This is a genomic window from Pseudomonas sp. LBUM1679 (assembly GCF_059695565.1).
The window spans coordinates 5,323,523-5,341,767 of sequence record NZ_CP166774.1 but is presented as its reverse complement, the minus strand read 5'-3'; the positions used below and the strand labels follow the sequence as shown (position 1 = coordinate 5,341,767).

At 60.6% G+C, this 18,245-nt stretch carries 17 protein-coding genes; 12 read left to right on the top strand and 5 right to left on the bottom strand.

Going from position 1 to position 18,245, the window contains the following annotated elements; all coding sequences use genetic code 11:
* The first annotated feature begins 138 nt into the window (after window positions 1-138).
* The 8 genes from cobU (at window position 139) to ACA062_RS24135 (ending at window position 5,549) form a co-directional block, all read left to right on the top strand.
* Window positions 139-660: a bifunctional adenosylcobinamide kinase/adenosylcobinamide-phosphate guanylyltransferase gene (cobU, locus tag ACA062_RS24170; RefSeq protein ID WP_497453339.1), complete on the top strand. Its 522-nt coding sequence runs from the start codon at window positions 139-141 to the stop codon at window positions 658-660.
* A complete protein-coding gene (cobT, locus tag ACA062_RS24165; RefSeq protein ID WP_497453338.1) occupies window positions 657-1,712 on the top strand; it encodes a nicotinate-nucleotide--dimethylbenzimidazole phosphoribosyltransferase in 1,056 nt (351 codons plus the stop codon). The genes cobU and cobT overlap by 4 nt, the downstream gene beginning before the upstream one ends.
* Window positions 1,709-2,284 carry an alpha-ribazole phosphatase family protein gene (gene cobC, locus ACA062_RS24160; protein ID WP_497453337.1) on the top strand — a complete coding sequence of 192 codons (576 nt, stop codon included), beginning with the start codon at window positions 1,709-1,711 and terminating at the stop codon, window positions 2,282-2,284. The genes cobT and cobC overlap by 4 nt, the downstream gene beginning before the upstream one ends.
* 2 nt (window positions 2,285-2,286) lie before the next feature.
* Complete coding sequence (locus ACA062_RS24155; RefSeq protein ID WP_497453336.1) at window positions 2,287-3,021, top strand: adenosylcobinamide-GDP ribazoletransferase; 735 nt, start codon at window positions 2,287-2,289, stop codon at window positions 3,019-3,021.
* Window positions 3,022-3,157: 136 nt separating this feature from the next.
* Complete coding sequence (locus ACA062_RS24150; protein WP_497453335.1) at window positions 3,158-3,562, top strand: MarR family winged helix-turn-helix transcriptional regulator; 405 nt, start codon at window positions 3,158-3,160, stop codon at window positions 3,560-3,562.
* A gap of 52 nt (window positions 3,563-3,614) precedes the next feature.
* Window positions 3,615-4,823: an MFS transporter gene (locus tag ACA062_RS24145; protein WP_128873316.1), complete on the top strand. Its 1,209-nt coding sequence runs from the start codon at window positions 3,615-3,617 to the stop codon at window positions 4,821-4,823.
* Entirely contained in the window at window positions 4,820-4,942 is a 123-nt protein-coding gene (locus ACA062_RS24140; RefSeq protein WP_497453334.1) for a hypothetical protein, read from the top strand. The genes ACA062_RS24145 and ACA062_RS24140 overlap by 4 nt, the downstream gene beginning before the upstream one ends.
* 55 nt (window positions 4,943-4,997) lie before the next feature.
* Window positions 4,998-5,549: a glutathione peroxidase gene (locus tag ACA062_RS24135; RefSeq protein WP_497453333.1), complete on the top strand. Its 552-nt coding sequence runs from the start codon at window positions 4,998-5,000 to the stop codon at window positions 5,547-5,549.
* A gap of 213 nt (window positions 5,550-5,762) precedes the next feature.
* Here ACA062_RS24135 and ACA062_RS24130 read toward each other — a convergent pair whose 3' ends face one another.
* The 3 genes from ACA062_RS24130 to ACA062_RS24120 all read right to left on the bottom strand — a co-directional run bounded on the left by ACA062_RS24130 (window position 5,763) and on the right by ACA062_RS24120 (window position 8,166).
* A complete protein-coding gene (locus ACA062_RS24130) occupies window positions 5,763-7,034 on the bottom strand; it encodes an OmpP1/FadL family transporter (RefSeq protein WP_497453332.1) in 1,272 nt (423 codons plus the stop codon).
* 145 nt (window positions 7,035-7,179) lie between these two features.
* Window positions 7,180-7,665 carry a hypothetical protein gene (locus ACA062_RS24125; protein ID WP_497453331.1) on the bottom strand — a complete coding sequence of 162 codons (486 nt, stop codon included), beginning with the start codon at window positions 7,663-7,665 and terminating at the stop codon, window positions 7,180-7,182.
* Window positions 7,666-7,941: 276 nt separating this feature from the next.
* Window positions 7,942-8,166 (bottom strand): hypothetical protein, encoded by a 225-nt coding sequence (locus ACA062_RS24120; RefSeq protein ID WP_007898912.1) that lies wholly within the window; start codon window positions 8,164-8,166, stop codon window positions 7,942-7,944.
* 1,001 nt (window positions 8,167-9,167) lie between these two features.
* On the opposite strand from ACA062_RS24120, the gene ACA062_RS24115 reads away from it, so the two are divergent.
* Window positions 9,168-9,491: a sel1 repeat family protein gene (locus tag ACA062_RS24115; protein WP_497453330.1), complete on the top strand. Its 324-nt coding sequence runs from the start codon at window positions 9,168-9,170 to the stop codon at window positions 9,489-9,491.
* Window positions 9,492-9,666: 175 nt separating this feature from the next.
* Window positions 9,667-11,031 (top strand): DNA recombination protein RmuC, encoded by a 1,365-nt coding sequence (locus ACA062_RS24110; RefSeq protein ID WP_497457489.1) that lies wholly within the window; start codon window positions 9,667-9,669, stop codon window positions 11,029-11,031.
* A gap of 148 nt (window positions 11,032-11,179) precedes the next feature.
* On the opposite strand, the gene ACA062_RS24105 is transcribed toward ACA062_RS24110, so the two are convergent.
* Together ACA062_RS24105 and ACA062_RS24100 are read right to left on the bottom strand one after the other, a co-directional pair.
* Window positions 11,180-14,650 carry a hybrid sensor histidine kinase/response regulator gene (locus tag ACA062_RS24105; RefSeq protein WP_497453329.1) on the bottom strand — a complete coding sequence of 1,157 codons (3,471 nt, stop codon included), beginning with the start codon at window positions 14,648-14,650 and terminating at the stop codon, window positions 11,180-11,182.
* Window positions 14,651-15,088: 438 nt separating this feature from the next.
* Window positions 15,089-15,628 carry a TetR/AcrR family transcriptional regulator gene (locus ACA062_RS24100; RefSeq protein WP_497453328.1) on the bottom strand — a complete coding sequence of 180 codons (540 nt, stop codon included), beginning with the start codon at window positions 15,626-15,628 and terminating at the stop codon, window positions 15,089-15,091.
* A gap of 90 nt (window positions 15,629-15,718) precedes the next feature.
* Here ACA062_RS24100 and ACA062_RS24095 point away from each other — a divergent pair, with 90 nt between their 5' ends.
* Window positions 15,719-16,927, top strand: a complete 1,209-nt coding sequence (locus ACA062_RS24095) for an MFS transporter (RefSeq protein WP_497453327.1) — start codon at window positions 15,719-15,721, stop codon at window positions 16,925-16,927.
* 107 nt (window positions 16,928-17,034) lie between these two features.
* On the top strand, window positions 17,035-18,186 hold the full coding sequence (locus tag ACA062_RS24090) for a TDT family transporter (RefSeq protein WP_497453326.1): 1,152 nt from the start codon (window positions 17,035-17,037) through the stop codon (window positions 18,184-18,186).
* Window positions 18,187-18,245: the final 59 nt, after the last annotated feature.

Sequence of the window (18,245 nt, the reverse complement as noted above, 5' to 3'; positions counted from 1 at the left end):
CCGGCCTCTTCGCGGGCAAGCCCGCTCCCACAGGGTTTTGTGTCGGGAGCAGGTTTTGTGTACGACGCAAATCCCTGTGGGAGCGGGCTTGCCCGCGATGAGGCCCGTCGACTCACCGAAGATTTTAAGGAATGAACCATGCTGCAACTGATCCTCGGCGGCGCCCGCTCCGGCAAAAGCCGCCTGGCCGAAAAACTCGCTTCCGACAGTGGCCTGGCAGTGACCTACATCGCCACCAGCCAACCCCTGGACGGTGAAATGAACGAACGGGTGGCTCATCACCGCGCCCGTCGCCCGGCCGAATGGTCGTTGATCGAAGAGCCCGTTGAACTCGCCCGCGTCTTGCGCGAAACCGCCAGCGTTGACCGTTGCCTGCTGGTGGACTGCCTGACTCTGTGGATGACCAACCTGCTGATGCTCGACGACGCCGAGCGTTTGACAGCCGAACGCGAAGCCCTGCTCGAGTGCCTGGCATCGCTGCCGGGCGAGATCATTTTTGTCAGCAACGAAACCGGAATGGGTGTCGTGCCACTGGGCGAATTGACTCGCCGCTATGTCGATGAAGCCGGCTGGCTGCATCAAGCCTTGGCCGAACGCTGTCAGCGCGTCGTCCTGACCGTCGCCGGCCTGCCCCTGACTTTGAAAGGAACTGCGTTATGACTCAATCCTGGTGGCTGAACCCGTGCAAACCGATCGACGCCCAAGTCGTCGAACAGGCTGAGGCGCGACAGCAGCAGCTGACCAAACCGGCCGGCTCCCTCGGTCGTCTCGAGTCGGTGGCGGTGCAATTGGCCGGGTTGCAGGGACGGGTAAAGCCGAATCTGGATCAGCTGTGGATCGCGATTTTTGCCGGTGACCATGGCGTGGTCGCCGAAGGGGTGTCGGCGTTTCCCCAGGCAGTCACCGGGCAGATGCTGCACAACTTCGTCAACGGCGGTGCGGCAATCAGCGTGTTGGCGCGGCAACTGGGGGCATCCCTTGAAGTGGTCGACCTCGGCACCGTGACGCCGTCGCTGAATCTGCCGGGCGTGCGCCACCTCAACCTCGGCCCGGGCACCGCCAATTTCGTGGACGGTCCGGCCATGACTCGGGCCCAGGGCGAACTCGCGTTGCAGGCCGGACGCGACAGTGCGCAGCGTGCCATCGCGGCGGGCGCGCAGTTGTTCATCGGTGGTGAAATGGGCATCGGCAACACCACCGCGGCCAGCGCCTTGGCCTGCGCCTTGCTCGATTGCCCGGTGCTGCATCTGGCCGGGCCGGGCACCGGACTCGATGCGACGGGTGTCAGCCATAAGGCGCAGGTCATCGAGCGCGCATTGGCATTGCACGGCGCCCGGCGTGGCGACGTGCTGCAAACCCTGCTAAATCTCGGGGGGTTTGAAATCGCGGCCCTGGTCGGCGCGTATCTGGCGTGTGCCCAGGAAGGCGTCGCGGTGCTGGTGGACGGGTTCATCTGCAGTGTTGCCGCGTTGGTCGCGGTGCGCTTGAACCCGGATTGCCGCGAATGGCTGTTGTTCGGCCATCGCGGTGCCGAGCCGGGTCATCGCCATGTGTTGGAGACCCTGAATGCCGAACCTCTGCTGGACCTGGGGCTGCGCCTGGGTGAGGGCAGTGGCGCCGCGTTGGCCGTGCCATTGCTGCGTCTGGCCTGCGATCTTCACGGGCAGATGGCGACTTTCGCCGAAGCCGCGGTGGCGGATCGTCCGGCATGACCTTGCACCTTGATCTCTTGCGCCACGGCGAAACCGAACTCGGCGGTGGCCTGCGCGGCAGCCTCGACGATGCGCTGACCGATAAAGGCTGGGCGCAGATGCGCGCGGCGATCGTCGAGCAAGGGCCTTGGGATCGCTTGGTCAGCTCACCGTTGCAACGCTGTTCACGGTTCGCCGAAGAACTCGGAACACAACTGGGCTTGCCCGTGCACCTGGATAAAGATCTGCAGGAGCTGCATTTCGGGGCTTGGGAAGGGCAGAGCGCCGCGGCGCTGATGGAGACCGATGCCGACGCGCTGGGTTTGTTCTGGGCCGATCCCTATGCGTTTACGCCGCCTGAGGGTGAACGGGTCGAGGATTTTTCGACGCGGGTGTTGGCAGCGGTCGGGCGTTTGCTGGCGACCTGCGCGGGTCAGCGGGTATTGCTGATCAGCCATGGCGGGGTGATGCGTTTGTTGCTGGCCCAGGCGCGGGGATTGCCGCGCGAACAGTTGCTCAATGTTGAAGTCGGTCATGGTGCCCTGTTTTCTTTGCGCGTCGAGACCGGCGTCATCCTTATGGAAGCGAACTGAGCATGCTGCCGTTCTGGATCGCCCTGCAGTTCCTGAGCAGTCTGCCGATTCGTCTGCCAGGTATGCCGGCGCCTCGGGAGCTCGGTCGATCGCTGCTGTTTTATCCGCTGGTCGGTGTACTGTTCGGCATGATTCTTTGGGCGCTGAACGGGCTGTTGCTCGGCACGCCGCTGTGGCTGCACGCGGCGCTGTTGCTGACGGTGTGGGTGTTGCTCAGCGGGGCGTTGCACCTCGACGGCCTGGCCGACAGCGCCGACGCCTGGCTCGGCGGGTTTGGCGATCGTGAGCGCACGCTGACGATCATGAAAGACCCTCGCAGCGGACCGATCGCGGTGGTGACGCTGGTGCTGGTGCTGCTGCTCAAATTCGCCGCGTTGCTGGCGTTGATCGAGCAGCAACACAGCGTTGTGCTGATCATTGTTCCATTGATTGCACGAAGCGCGATGCTGGGGTTGTTCCTGACCACGCCTTATGTGCGTCCCGGTGGTTTGGGGCAGGCGCTGGCTGATCACTTGCCAAGGCTGGCGGGCAAGCAGGTGTTGGCAGCGAGTGCGTTGGCCTGTGTGCTGGTGGCCGGTCTCAGTGGTGTGCTGGCCGTTGTACTGGCAGTGGGGGTATTTGCCTGGTTGCGGCACGCGATGCTGCGGCGATTGGGCGGGACGACGGGCGATACGGCGGGGGCGTTGCTGGAGCTGCTCGAAATGATGGTTATCGTAGGGCTTGCATTAATCCTGTAGGAGCGTGGCTTGCCCGCGAAGGGCACACCGTGGTTTCTCAGAAAACCGCGTTTTCGTTCTTCGCGGGCAAGCCTCGCTCCTACAGGGTAATGTTTTAAAATTTGCTTTCATTTAACCGCGGGTATATACACGCACCATGCTCGACTCCCAATGTTTATGCATCAACCTGCGTCGCGCCGCCCGTGGCGTCAGCAGGCACTACGACGGCGCTCTCGATGGCTTCGGGATCAACGTTGCCCAGTATTCTCTGCTGTGCAATCTGCAGCGTCTGGATCAACCGAGTATTTCCACCCTGGCCGAGGCCATGGGCCTGGACCGCAGCACCCTGGGGCGCAATCTGCGGGTGCTGGAGGGCGAAGGGCTGGTCAGGTTGGTCGAAGGCGCAGACATGCGCAATCGTATCGTCCAGCTCACCGAGGCTGGCGCGGAACGCCTGACAGCGGCGTTGCCGGCCTGGGAGGCAGCGCAACAGCGCCTGGTTGATCGACTGGGCGCCGAAAAACGCGAAACCTTGCTGAAGCTGTTGGACGAACTGGCCTGAAGCCGGTTTTTCCGATTTTAAGCGGGTATATACCCGTAACTGGAGAACAAGAATGACATCGATGTGGCGTACGTGCGGATGGGTGCTGTTGGGGAGTGCGCTGATTCTCGCGTTGTCTCTGGGTGTACGGCATGGCTTCGGGCTGTTTCTGGCGCCGATGAGTGCCGAGTTCGGCTGGGGGCGTGAGACATTCGCCTTCGCCATCGCCTTGCAGAACCTGATCTGGGGATTGGCGCAGCCTTTCACCGGCGCGCTGGCCGACCGCTTCGGTGCGGCGAAAGTGGTGGCCATCGGTGGGGTGCTGTACGCCTTGGGCCTGGCGTGCATGGGCCTGTCCGACTCGGCCGTGACCTTGTCGCTCAGTGCCGGTCTATTGATCGGTATCGGGCTGTCGGGCACCTCGTTCTCGGTGATCCTCGGCGTGGTGGGGCGCGCGGTGCCGCCGGAGAAACGCAGCATGGGCATGGGCATCGCCAGTGCCGCCGGTTCTTTCGGCCAGTTCGCCATGTTGCCCGGCACGCTGGGATTGATCGGCTGGTTGGGCTGGTCTGCGGCATTGCTGGTGCTGGGCCTGCTGGTGGCGCTGATCGTGCCGCTGGTGAGCATGCTCAAGGACAAACCGCTGCCGGTCCTCGGGCATGAGCAAACCCTGTCCGAAGCACTGCACGAAGCCTGCTCCCATTCGGGGTTCTGGCTGCTGGCGTTCGGCTTTTTCGTCTGCGGCTTCCAGGTGGTGTTCATCGGCGTGCACTTGCCGGCTTATCTGGTGGACCAGCATCTTCCAGCCACCGTCGGCACTACGGTGTTGGCGCTGATCGGGCTGTTCAATATCTTCGGTACCTATACGGCGGGCTGGCTCGGCGGGCGGATGTCCAAGCCGCGCTTGCTCACCGGTCTGTATTTGCTGCGGGCGGTGGTGATCGGGTTGTTCCTGTGGGCGCCGGTGACGACGACCAGCGCCTATCTGTTTGGCATGGCGATGGGGTTCCTGTGGCTGTCGACCGTGCCCTTGACCAACGGCACGGTCGCGACCTTGTTCGGCGTACGAAATCTGTCCATGCTCGGCGGGATTGTGTTCCTGTTCCACCAGCTCGGATCGTTCCTCGGCGGCTGGTTGGGCGGGGTGGTGTATGACCGAACCGGGAGTTACGACTTGATCTGGCAGGTAGCGATTCTCTTGAGCCTGTTGGCCGCCGCCCTGAACTGGCCGGTGCGTGAGCAGCCGGTGGCGCGCCTGCAGACCCGGATGAGTGCGATATGAACGGTCTCTGGCCGCGGATTGCGCTGGCGGCTGTCTGCGCCTTGCTGCTGGCCCTGGCATGGTGGGGATGGCACCAGGGCGGGCTGGCCCTGATGCAGTTGGGCATGGGTGCTTGCTAGCAGGCTGTGAGGACGAGTAACGTCATGACTGACGACTTCTCAAGGATGCACCGACATGCTGATGCGTTGGCTTGCAGTTCCCGCGTTGGTGGTAGCGTTTACCGGATTGGCTCAAGCGGCAGAGTGCCCCGATCTGTTGCAGGGGTCGTTACCGAAGTTGCGCGCCAAGGAATCCATCGACCTGTGCCAGCGCTTTGCCGGCAAACCGCTGGTGGTGGTCAACACGGCCAGCTTCTGTGGTTTTGCCCCGCAGTTCAAAAGCCTTGAAGCGCTGAATCAACGTTATAAGGATCAAGGGCTGGAGGTGATCGGCGTGCCCTCCAATGACTTCAAGCAGGAGTCTAAGGATGCTGCCGAGACCGCCAAGGTCTGTTACGCGAATTATGGCGTGACCTTCACCATGACCGAACCGCAGAAAGTCCGTGGTGACGACGCCACTCACCTGTTCAAGATCCTGGCCAGACAGAGCAGTGCGCCGAAGTGGAATTTCTACAAATACGTGGTCGATCGCCAGGGCAAGGTGATCGCCGATTTCTCCAGCCTGACCAAGCCTGACGATCCCGAATTCATCGAAGCCGTGGAGAAAGCCCTGGCTTCGCAACCCTGATCGACCCCGATTCCTCTGTAGGAGCGAGCTTGCTCGCGAAAAACGTGAGGGCGCCGCGTTCATCCAGACTGCGCTCGTCATCGTTAACGTCCATCGCGAGCAAGCTCGCTCCTACAGGGGGCGATCACCGTCCAATAAAAAGCCCCGCCTCTGTTCAAGAGCGCGGGGCTTTTTCAATTCAGGCGGCGAGGGGTTCAGGTTCGCCGTGAATCATCAGAAGCGGTAGGTCGCGCCTACACCGAAACCGTTCGCCGAGTTTTCATACTTAGCGTCGTAGGCCTGGCGGCCGTTGTTGTCGTTGACCTTGACCGACTCTTCACGCAGGTACGAATACGCTACGTCGATGGTCAGGTCGTCGGTCGGGCTCCAGCCGGCACCGAGGCTGAAGATTGTGCGATCGCCAGTCGGAATGCGTGGGGAGCGGTTTTCGTTGTTGGTAGGCGCCTGGTCAACGGACAGGCCGGTACGCAGTACCCATTGCTTGTTCAACTGGTAGGACGCGCCAATAGCGTGAGCCCAGGTGTCGTGCCAGTTCTGCTCTTCGGTGATGGTGCCGAAGCCGCGTGCGGCCAGAGCGGCAGGAACGCCTTCGTTCTCGACGGTGATTTCTTTCAGGCGGCTCCAGCGAGTCCAGGTGCTGCCGGCGTAGAGGGTCCACTGGCTGTCCAGTTTGTGGGTAACCGAGAAGTCGACCGATTCAGGCGTAGTGATGTCCAGCGAAGCGTCGAACTTCTGGTTCGGGTTCTGACCCAGGGCACCGAGGAGGCCGTAGTTGACCTTGGTGTCACCCTCAAGCTTGTACTTCACTTTCGAGTGGTAGGTCAGGCCGACAGCGGTGCTGTCGGTGGCTTGAACCAGGATACCGACGTTGTAGCCCAGTGCCGTGTCGTCACCCTTGATCTTGACTTCGCCGTCCGGTGCCAGCGGGTTCAGCGACAGGTTCGATTCCAGCTTGCCGTCGATGCGGTTGATGGTCGGACCGAAACCGATGGAAACCTTGTCGTTGAAGGCGTAGCTGACGGTTGGCTGGAGGGTGACGATCTTGACTTCGCTCTTGCTGCCGAAGTAACGGCCGGCAAAGCCGTTCTCGTAATCGGTCACCAGGCCGAATGGAGCGTACACGCCGATGCCGAATGCCCACTGGTCATCGATTGGCTTGACGTAGTAGCCCATGGGCACGCCCATGAAAGGGACCATGTCACCTTTGTTGGTGCCACCGTTCGGACGGGAGCTGGCATCACTGATGTCAGTGTGTGCATCGATAAATGCAACACCGCCGGTCACTTGTTCGCGTTTGAGGCGAGACATGCCGGCAGGGTTGCCAAAAATGGTGGATGCGTCGTCGGCAGAAGAAGATCGCCCGGCAAAACCTGTACCCATCCCGCTGATGCTTTGTTCGTTGAGGGCGAAGCCACTCGCAAAGATCTGGGTGGATGCCAAGGCAACGGCGAGGCTAATGGTGGTTTTGAGCATTACTTTTTTCATTATTAGAACTCCTGGTGATCACCGGGGCGAAAATTACCAAGAAATTCGTCCGGGCGCTATAGCCTGTAACGCTTGATTTAGAGCGGTTTTGTAGGACAATCCGACCAGATTCGCGACAAGTTGCACGATCTTGCGAAAAGGAGGATCAGCAGGCGACCTGATTCAGCGGTGAAACACAGGTCTGCCAGGCGAAGGTGAAGTCACGCAGGCGTCCTTGAGGCTGGAAAGTCTGGCGCCAGATGCGGGCCATTCCCATCAAGTCATCTGCTGCTTCGGGGAGCGGGGTGTTCTGTTCTTCTACCAGCAGCCAGGCGATTGCGGTGGCGTAACGCAGGTTGACGGTCAATTCGAGGTGCGGGCTGCTGAGGAATGCATGCTGGCTGGCCAGGCCGCGAACCAGGCTGGCGCGTTCCGGGTCCAGTGCCAGGTAGTGGTCCCAGAGCGCCTGGTGGCGGGGTTCGGCAATTCGGTACAGGCCGTGTCCACGGCGGTCATGCAGGGCGGAACCAAGGGCAGACTGGCTGGCGGCAATGCCCAGCAGCAGGGATTCGGCAGTTGCGCTATGGCGTCCGAGGTAAATCAAGGTCGGACGGATCACATAACGGCACAGTTCGCTGGCAGCGATACCCATATCACCCTCGAAACGTGAAGTAGTCGGCGAGTCCTGAAGGGGGCCTTGGCAGCAGTGGATCGGCTCAGGCTCGCCGGAAGCGGAACAGGCCGCTTGAGTTGAAGTGTAGTGTCATATTCGCGCCGTAAAGGACTGTTTTTAAAATATTTCCGGCTGCGAGTTATAACCGTTATATCGGTTAGTGCTTAGGCAGCAGCGTCGCAATGGGAAATACCGGGCAATAAAAAACCCTGCTTTTTGAGCAGGGCTTTTATGGTTTTCAGTCTTGCTGGCGTATCAGGCAACCAGTGCCTGACGGGTACGCTCGATCACGGCCTGCAGCGGCTCGGCGCTGGAGTATTGATCGGGGTACAGGCGTTCGCTGTGACGGGCGATGCCGTGTTCGTTGACCAGGGTAAAGCTGAAGCAGCCTTTGCGAGCGGCCATGATCAGGCAGTTCATCGGTGCAAAAGCGTTGGTCAGGGTGCGGATAGCATCCTGGGTGTGGATTTGAGTAGACATAGTCATTGGGTGTTCCTACAAGCGACACGGATAAGAGCCGTGCAAAATTTAAACGTTCCAGTGACGACGACCACCATTGGTCGATCGAAGAACCCGACTGGAACAAAGCAGCCAGTTTGAAGCGCTGATAATTGGCGCGCTTGGGCTGGCAGGTAGGTACTTAGGAGGGCAGGCAACACATCAAGGGCAAAGGTTCTGGGCCCGGGGTGAAGATCCTGATCAATTTGCAGGTTGGTTCGGTCAGAGTAAGTGAACTTCGCAACACCCTTTGCTTTCGATCAAAGGCTGTGTTGACGCAAGGATTACCTGGAAACCATCGAGGTGGTCGATCCCGCTTGTTCGGTAGAGGCTTCCTTGCTTGGGGAAGGCAGACCGGGGGGAGTGTTCGACCAGAATTGACTTTCAGCTTGGTACTAACGCTGCGGATAGTAACGGATTGATTTGGCAAAGGGAAGTGCCCTGGCAAAAAAGATGCCTGCCAGCGCTTTTTTCGCCTCGCGGGCCAGGCCTCGCGAGAAGCTCAAGACCGGCGATCTCGCCCTGTAATAGCATAGATTCCGACAATCGGTCGCCGATGTTTATCGAGTTCGTACCGGGCTGGATCAGGGGTTTGCCAGGGTTTATCCCCAGGACTGACACGAAAATGCTCCGAAAAAACGCCCCGATATAACTGCCTGAAAGGTACTTGTGCACATCAGTTGCGCGGGCTGTCACCCCGCTGTCATCTTGCCTTCAACCCGGGTGGGTGCCTGTATCCAAAATTTAAGTCAATGAAAAACATCGCTTTTTTTTACTGGTGAAAAAATCGTCAGTTTGACTGCGGGCCCCATTCCATAGGGCTTTGCGAGAGTTCAAAGGCGGTTGTCCACTGAGTTATCCACAGCTTCTGTGGATTGTCCCGAGCGCTTGCTCTAGGACGGGCGTGCCGGGTTTTTTTAGGCTTTACCTGTAGGAAAAAAAGAGTAGAGTGGCGCGCCTTCCGATCTGTCCCTCAGTGCTTTATGAAGTTTCGCTCAGTATCGATCTCAGTCACTTCCACCCCCGCCAGTGTTACCCCGCCCAAGCGTTTTTCGATGCGTGTGGCCGAGTGGTTGCTGGACAGCCCGCGCCTGGGTGAAAACACCAACGTCAAACACTTCGCCGGACGTTTGCTCAAGCAACCGGCCCGTGAAGGCGTCGTCGCCGCGCAAAGTCGTCTTGGTCAGTTGATGTGCCGCGAGTGCGGCAATGCCCGGGATCGCCGAATCGGTCAGGACCTGTTGCGCCAGGCTGCGCGGGCAGGGGATCGACGCGCCCTGCAGGAATTGGGTCTGATCGAAGACTGAGCTGTCCAAGACCTGACGCCTTGGTTAACCTTCAAGTTTTATCGAATGGGCGGGAGTGGCTATGGCTATGGACTTGACCAGCGCATTGCTCGGTCTGGCGGGTGCTGCGCTGCCGTTGCTGGTATTGGCCTGGCAATTACAGCGCCGGGCGAGCGCGATGCAGTCGCAGGTGGCCCTGCTGGAAGAGCGCCTGACCACGGCCCATCTGGCCCAGGATGGACTGAACGCCCAGCTCGAAGCCTGCCGCGATGAAATCGCCGATCTGGGCCAGGTCAACACCGCCCGGCAAGCGGACCTCGCTGCCGTGCGCCGTGAAGTGGAACTGCTGCAGATCGAACGTGACGACGCCCGCGATGCCGCTCACGCCTGGAATCTGGAGCGCGCCGGCAAAGAAGCCGAGTTGCGTCGTCTGGACGCCCAGACCGCCTCGCTCAATGCCGAGCTGCGTGAGCAGCAGGAAAGCCACCAGCAGCGTCTCAGTGACCTGCAAGGCTCGCGAGACGAGCTGCGTGCGCAGTTTGCGGAGCTGGCCGGCAAAATCTTCGACGAGCGTGAGCAGCGTTTTGCCGAAACCAGCCAGCAGCGTCTGGGGCAGTTGCTGGATCCTTTGAAGGAACGCATCCAGTCCTTCGAAAAACGTGTCGAGGAAAGCTATCAGGCCGAAGCCCGTGAGCGCTTCTCCCTGGCCAAGGAACTGGAGCGGCTGCAGCAACTGAACCTGCGCTTGAGCGATGAAGCAACCAACCTGACCCGGGCCTTGAAAGGGCAGAAAACCCAGGGCAACTGGGGCGAATTGATTCTTGAGCGGGTGCTGGAGCATGCAGGCCTGGAGAAGGGGCGCGAATACCAGACCCAGGTCAATCTCAAGGGCCCGGACGGTGAGCGATTCCAGCCGGACGTGATCATTTATCTGCCGGGCGACAAGCAGGTGGTGGTCGACTCCAAAGTCAGCCTCACGGCCTATCAGCAATACGTGGCGGCCGAAGACGATGCCATCGGCCAGATCGCTATCAAGCAACACGTGCTGTCGCTGCGCAATCATGTCAAAGGCCTGTCCGGCAAGGACTACAAGCGGCTCGACGGTTTGCACAGCCTGGATTTCGTCTTGCTCTTCGTCCCGATCGAAGCGGCGTTTTCCGCCGCGTTGCAGGCTGAGCCGACGCTTTTCCAGGAGGCTTTCGACCGCAATATCGTGATCGTCAGCCCGACGACGCTGCTGGCGACTTTGCGTGTCATCGACAGCCTGTGGAAACAAGAGCGTCAAAGCCAGAACGCCAGGGAAATCGCCGAGCGAGCCGGGTGGCTGTACGACAAGTTCGTGTTGTTCATTCAGGATCTGGATGAAGTCGGCAATCGCTTGCAGCAATTGGACAAGGCCTACAGCTCCGCGCGCAACAAGTTGACAGAGGGACGTGGCAACCTGGTCAGTCGCAGCGAGCAGCTCAAGTTGCTGGGGGCGCGGGCGAGCAAGAGCCTGCCGGCAGATCTGCTGGAGCGGGCGATGACGGATGTGGATGGTTTGGCGGAGTTGCCGGAGTAAAGATCAAAAGATCAAAAGATCAAAAGATCAAAAGATCAAAAGATCGCAGCCTTCGGCAGCTCCTACATTGACCGCGGGCAAACCCGATCCCGTAGGAGCTGCCGCAGGCTGCGATCTTTTTGGGGGCACACCGTCCCCCAGGTTCACGCTACAACGGTAAATGCCGACTCAACAACGCCCGCAACGCCGCCGGTTTCACCGGTTTGGCCAGGTAATCCAGCCCGGCAGCATGCACCTGCGCCACCATCTCGGGTCGCCCGTCGGCGCTGATCACCACGCCTGGCACCGGTTCGCCCAATCGGGTGCGCAGCCAGGCCATCAGATCGGTCCCGGTCTCGCCATGGTCCAGGTGGTAATCCACCAGTGCCAGTTGCGGACGCATCCCGTCATTGAGCAACGCCGCGCATTCATCGCGGTTGCGTGCGGTCCAGACCTGGCAACCCCAGCGTGTCAGCAAGCTGTTCATGCCGATCAGGATGCTGTCTTCGTTATCGATACACAGCACCTGCGCGCCGCTCAACGGTTTGCCGTTGAGTTCGACGACCTTGGCCGGCATCGCGGTTTGCGTCCGGGCCAACGGCACGGTGACGCTGAACACGCTGCCGCGACCCGGCCAGGAGCGGACTTGCAAGGTGTGGCCCAGCACGCGACACAGACCGTCAGCAATCGCCAGGCCCAGCCCGAGGCCTTTCTCGGCGCGGGTCTGGTGGCTGTCGAGGCGTTTGAATTCTTCGAAAATCACTTGCTGCTTATCTTCGGGAATCCCCGGACCACGGTCCCAGACTTCCAGGCACAATTCGCCCTTGCGCCGCCTGACCCCCAACAACACCGGCCCTTTGCCGTAGCGGAAAGCGTTGGTAAGGAAGTTCTGCAAGATCCGCCGCAACAGTTTGCTGTCGCTGTCGACCCGCAACTTGCTGCCCCTGACCCGGAACTTCAGCCCCTGGTCTCGGGCCAGCGCCTGGAACTCGGCACTGAGGACATCGAACAACTCATTGAGCACGAACGGCTTGGGATCCGAGTTGATCTTGCCGTTTTCCAGGCGGGATATGTCCAGCAGGTCGCTGATCAGGTCTTCGGCCGAGCGCAGAGAGGTGTCCAGGTGATGCACCAGTTTCTGCGCCTCGCCGGACAAGCCGTCGTCCTGGTGAGTAAGGGCTGCAGAAAACAATCGTGCAGCGTTCAGTGGTTGCATCAAGTCATGGCTGACCGCGGCCAGGAACCGGGTTTTCGACTGGTTGGCCGACTCGGCGGTGCCCTTGGCTTCGGTCAGGGCCACGTTGAGTTGCGACAGTTCGTGGGTCCGCTCGGTGACCCGTCGCTCCAGGCCTTCGTTGGCTTCGGTCAGCGCTTGTTCAGCTTCGCGGAACGCGGTGATGTCGGTGAAACTCATGACGAAACCTCCGCCCGGCATCGGGTTGCCAATCAGCTCGATCACCCGTCCATTGGGGAACAATCTTTCCGAAGTATGGGCGCGACCTTGTCGCATCCAGTGCAGGCGGCGGGCGACGTGCACCTCCGCCTCGCCGGGCCCGCACAGGCCACGTTCGGCGTTGTAGCGAATGATGTCGGCAATCGGTCGCCCGACGCTGATCAAGCCGTCCGGATAATTGAACAACTCCAGGTAACGCCGGTTCCACGCCACCAGCCTGAGTGACTGGTCGACCACGCTGATGCCCTGGGTGATGTTCTCGATCGCGCCTTGCAGCAGGGCGCGGTTGAATTGCAGCACTTCCGAGGCTTCGTCGGCGATCCGGACGACATCTTCGAGTTGCATTTCCCGACCTTCGATGGCCGCCTTTACCACCGCGCGAGTCGAGGAAGCGCCGAGCACACCGGCCAGCAGGCGCTCGGTGTGGGCGATCCATTCACCGTCGGCGTTCTGGTTCGGGTTGTAGCCTTTGCCCTGGCGGTAGGCAAAACGGATGAAACTCTGACGGGCGCGTTCTTCACCGACGAAACGGGCCGCCAATTGCAGCAAATCATTGATCTGTACCGCCAGCATGGAGCGGGAGTTGGGACGGGCGCTGATTTCCTGACCGATGAAGCGACCGGCCTGCCAGTGTTCCGAAACCCTTGTGCGCGACAGCACCGACACCCAGGCAAACAGGGTGAAGTTGCCCGCCAGGGACAGCACCACGCCTTGGGTCAGCGGGGTGATCGGCAGGTGCAGCGGGTTGCTGTGCAGCCAGGTCAGGCCCGGGAAACTGCTCAAGGACAACCCCAGGCTGGAGGCGGCAATCGGCAGAATCAGGGTGTAGAACCAGAGGAACGTCCCGGCGGCGAGACCGGCGAATACACCCCGACGGTTGGCCTGTTTCCAGTACAGTGCGCCGAGCATGGCCGGGGCCAGTTGGGTCACGGCGGCGAAGGCGATCTGGCCGATGGTTGCCAGGCTGGCGGTCGAACCCAGCAGGCGATAGCTGACGTAGGCCAGCAGCAAGATCACCACGATGCTGACCCGGCGCACCGAGAGCATCCACTGGCGGAACACTTCGAACGGCCGCTCGGCGTTGTTGCGTCGCAGCAACCATGGCAGCAGCATGTCGTTGGAGACCATGGTCGACAGGGCCACGCTGGCGACGATCACCATGCCGGTCGCCGCCGAGGCACCCCCGATAAATGCCAGCAATGCCAGGGCTGGGTGAGCCTGCGCCAGGGGCAGGCTGATGACGAAAGAGTCCGGCAAGACCGAGCTGGGCAGAAGCATCTGACCGGCGAGAGCGATCGGGACGACAAACAACGCCGCCAGCGCCAGATACGCCGGGAACACCCATTTGGCCACGCGTAGATCCTGGGGGTCGATGTTTTCGACCACCGTTACATGGAACTGTCGGGGCAGGCAGATGATCGCCATCATCGCCACACCGGTCTGGACCACCATCGACGGCCAGTTGATGGTTTCCTTCCAGTATTCTTCCAGGCGTGGGGCGAGCATGGCCTGATCGAACAGGTCGCCGGGACCGTCGTAGAGGCCGTAGGTCACGAACGCGCCGACCGCGAGAAACGCAAAGAGCTTGACCAGCGATTCGAACGCGATCGCCAGCACCATGCCGCGGTGGTGTTCCGTGGCGTCGAGGTTGCGGGTGCCGAAGACGATGGTAAACAGCGCCAGCACCAGCGACACGACCAGCGCCGTATCCTGGGCGCGAGTGCCCGTGGCGTCCGCGCCCGCGCCGATCAGTAGATTCACCCCGAGCACGATGCCCTTTAGTTGTAACGCGATATAGGGCAGCACACCGACCAGGCAGATCAACGCCACCACCACCGCCAGTGCCTGGGACTTGCCATAGCGCGCAGCGATGAAGTCGGCAATGGAGGTGATGTTCTCCTGCTTGCTGATCATCACCATTTTCTGCAGGACCCACGGCGCGCAGACCAGCAGCAGGATCGGCCCGAGGTAGATCGGCAGGAATGACCAGAGTTGTTCGGCGGCCTGGCCCACGGCGCCGAAGAAGGTCCAGCTGGTGCAATAGACCGCCAGCGACAGGCTGTACACCCAGGCACGCATGCGCGGTGGCAAGGGCGCACTGCGCCGGTCCCCGTAGAAGGCGATGGCGAACAGGATGGCCATATAGGCCAGGGCGACGGTGGCGATCAGCCCGCTGGACAGCGACATGGGAACTCCAGACAAAAGACACCCGGGACTCCCGCCCGGTCAGACAGTCTCGCACGAGCGCCGGCGTTAGTCAGTGTCGACCAAGGTCGTGACGTGGCGGGGTGTCGCACGCTCAGTGGCCGTCAGATTTTTGGTGGCTGTGCCGGCCTCATCGCGGGCAAGCCCGCTCCCACAGTGGTCTCCTGTGAGTGGAAAATAGTGTGCACATACACAGTGGTCTCTGTGTGTAGAAAATAGTGTGCACATACACAGTGGTCTCTGTGTGTAGAAAATAGTGTGCACATACACAGTGGTCTCTGTGAGTGGAAAATAGTGTGCACATACACAGTGGTCTCTGTGTGTAGAAAATAGTGTGCACATACACAGTGGTCTCTGTGTGTAGAAAATAGTGTGCACACGAAGATCCCTGTGGGAGCGGGCTTGCCCGCGATAGCGGCCTCACTGACTCAACGCAATTTCGATCAACCGATGCAACTCCTCGACCTCCAGCGGAGCCGGCGAAAACAGGATGCGAAACACCGTCGGCGCCGCCACCAGGTTGATCAATCGATCGACACCCGGCTTCGGCTGATCAGGATACCGGTCCAGAATCGTCTGCAACTGCCCGCCAATTATGGTCGCGCAATAAATCGGCAGGGTGCTGCTTTGCACGTCCCGCAGCATGTTGCGCCCGGGTTCGGAGCTCATCTCGTCCAGATACTGATCCGCCCAGGCCAGCACGTCACCGCGCAAGCTGCCAGTGTTGGCCGGCTCGCTGTCGGGGCGCATGCGCGCGAGGGCCACGTCGGCCAGCAGCGCCGACAAGTCACCCCAGCGCCGGTATATGGTCGACGGCGTGACCCCCGCACGGGCGGCGATTTGCGGGACGGTCACGGTTGAGCGCTCCTGCTCCTGGAGCAGGTCACGAACGGCCGAATGAATCGACTCTTGCACCCGGGCGCTACGGCCACCCGGGCGTAAACCTTCTTTAATAGCCATGCATCCGACCTTAACACAAAGAATTTGCTTTAAGCGTTAACCAGTAGCACACTCCGCAAAAGCAAAAAATTAGCTTTTGCGGAGTGTGCAATGCTCTATTCAACGTCGAACCGTTCTGCGTCCCATCGTTCCAGCCTGTGGTTTCTGGCGATTACCTTACTCAGTTTTCTCGCGGCTTCCACTGCCCCGACGCCGTTGTATCACTTGTATCAGGAACACCTGCAGTTCTCGGCAGCGACCCTGACCGTTATTTTCGGTGTGTACGCCATCAGCTTGCTGGTGGCGCTGCTGACGGTCGGTTCGCTGTCGGATTATCTGGGGCGCAAACCGGTGATCTTCACCGCCGTATTGCTTAACGTCCTGGCGATGTTGCTGTTTATCAATGCCGACAGCGTGGCGTGGTTGATCGGTGCGCGGGTGCTTCAGGGGTTTGCAACGGGAATGGCCACCGCTGTGCTGAGTGCGGCGCTGCTGGATACCGATCGTCAGCAAGGGCCGTTGGTCAATAGTGTCGCGCCGTTACTGGGCATGGCGGTCGGGGCCATGGGCTGCGGCCTGTTGGCCGAATTTGCGCCGCTGCCCTTGCAGTTGACCTATTGGGTGCTGCTCGCGCTGTTTGTGATGCAAGCATTGTACGTCTGGGGCCTGCCCGAAACCGTCAGTCCACAAGCGGGTGCCTGGGCGTCGCTGCGCCCGACCCTGCATGTGCCGATCCAGGCACGATCGACCTTGTGGCGAGTGTTGCCGCTCAACACCGCCACCTGGGCGCTCGGCGGTTTTTACGCCTCGCTGGCACCCTCGTTGGTGCGTACCGCCACGGGGTCGGCCTCGAACCTGATTGGCGGCGCGACGGTAGCGGCATTGACGGTGACCGGTGCATTGATGATCTTCACCCTGCGCAATCGTCCCGCCGCCATGGCGCTGCTGTTGGGAGGCACCTTGCTGCCAGCGGGGCTTGTATTGATTTTGCTGGGGGTGCACAGCGCCAGCCTGGCATTGTTTTTCCTCGGCACCCTGATAGCCGGTTGCGGATTCGGCGCCGGTTTCCTGGGGGCCGTGCGCAGTCTGGTGCCACTGGCGCTGCCCCATGAGCGGGCCGGGTTGATGTCGGCGTATTATGTGCTCAGTTATCTCGCGTTCTGTTTGCCGTCGTTGCTGGCCGGGAACCTGACGCGGACCTTCGGCCTGGTGGCAACCACCGATGGTTATGGTGCAGTGTTGATCGTTCTGTCGCTGGGGGCGCTGCTTGGATTGAAGCTGCAGCGGCCTGTCAAAGCCTGTCACGCCGATGTCGGATGAATCTAGTATTCATAAAATAGATAACAGTTAGAGATATTACCCGTTATATAGATATTCGATTCGGTTCTACCATGAATTCCACCTCAACAAGAGGACAGGAGTTCGCCATGACATGCCCCGACACCGCCACACTCGGTTTCAAACCTTTCAGTCATTTGCAGCACCCGCGCGAAGTGATCCGCCAGTTCACCCCGAACTGGTTCGCCGCCACCATGGGCACCGGTGTGCTGGCATTGGCGCTGGCGCAGTGGCCAGGTGCGGGTCCCGGCGTTCGCGGGATCGCCGAAGCACTCTGGCTGTTCAATATCGTCCTGTTTGTGTTGTTCGCGGCTATATACACGGCACGTTGGGTGCTGTTTTTCGATGAGGCGCGGCGGATTTTCGGTCATTCGACCGTGTCAATGTTCTTCGGCACCATCCCTATGGGTCTGGCGACCATCATCAATGGTTTTCTGGTGTTCGGTCTGCCGCGCTGGGGCGATGGCGTGATACCGGTCGCCGAAATACTGTGGTGGCTGGACGTGGCAATGTCCCTGGCCTGTGGCGTGCTGATCCCCTATCTGATGTTCACCCGGCAGGAGCACAGCATCGATCAGATGACGGCCGTGTGGCTATTGCCGGTGGTGGCCGCCGAAGTCGCCGCCGCCAGTGGAGGCCTGTTGGCGCCGCACCTGGCAGATGCCCATTCGCAGATAGTGGTGTTGGTCACCAGCTACGTGCTCTGGGCCTTTTCCCTGCCGGTGGCATTCAGCATCCTGACCATCCTGCTGTTGCGCATGGCCCTGCATAAACTGCCCCACGAAAACATGGCCGCCTCGAGCTGGCTGGCACTCGGCCCGATCGGCACCGGTGCACTGGGCATGTTGCTGCTGGGTGCCGACGCGCCGGCGATCTTCGCGGCCAACGGATTGCCTGGAGTCGGTGAAATCGCCGCCGGGTTGGGGTTGGTGGCCGGGATTACGCTGTGGGGGTTTGGTCTGTGGTGGATGCTGATCGCGCTGCTGATCACCGTGCGATACCTGCGCGCCGGGATTCCGTTCAACCTCGGCTGGTGGGGCTTTACCTTCCCCCTGGGCGTGTACGCCCTGACTACCTTGAAACTGGCCAGTGTGTTGAACCTGACCTTTTTCAGTATTTTCGGCTGTGTGCTGGTGACGTTGCTGGTGGTGATGTGGCTGATCGTCGGCAAACGGACGGTGCAGGGTGCGTGGCGGGGGGAGTTGTTTGTCTCACCTTGTATTGCAGGATTAAAGAAATAACCGCCCAGGATTAGGTAATGTGTGGCCTGGATCGACGTTCGGCTTTCCAATCAACGTAT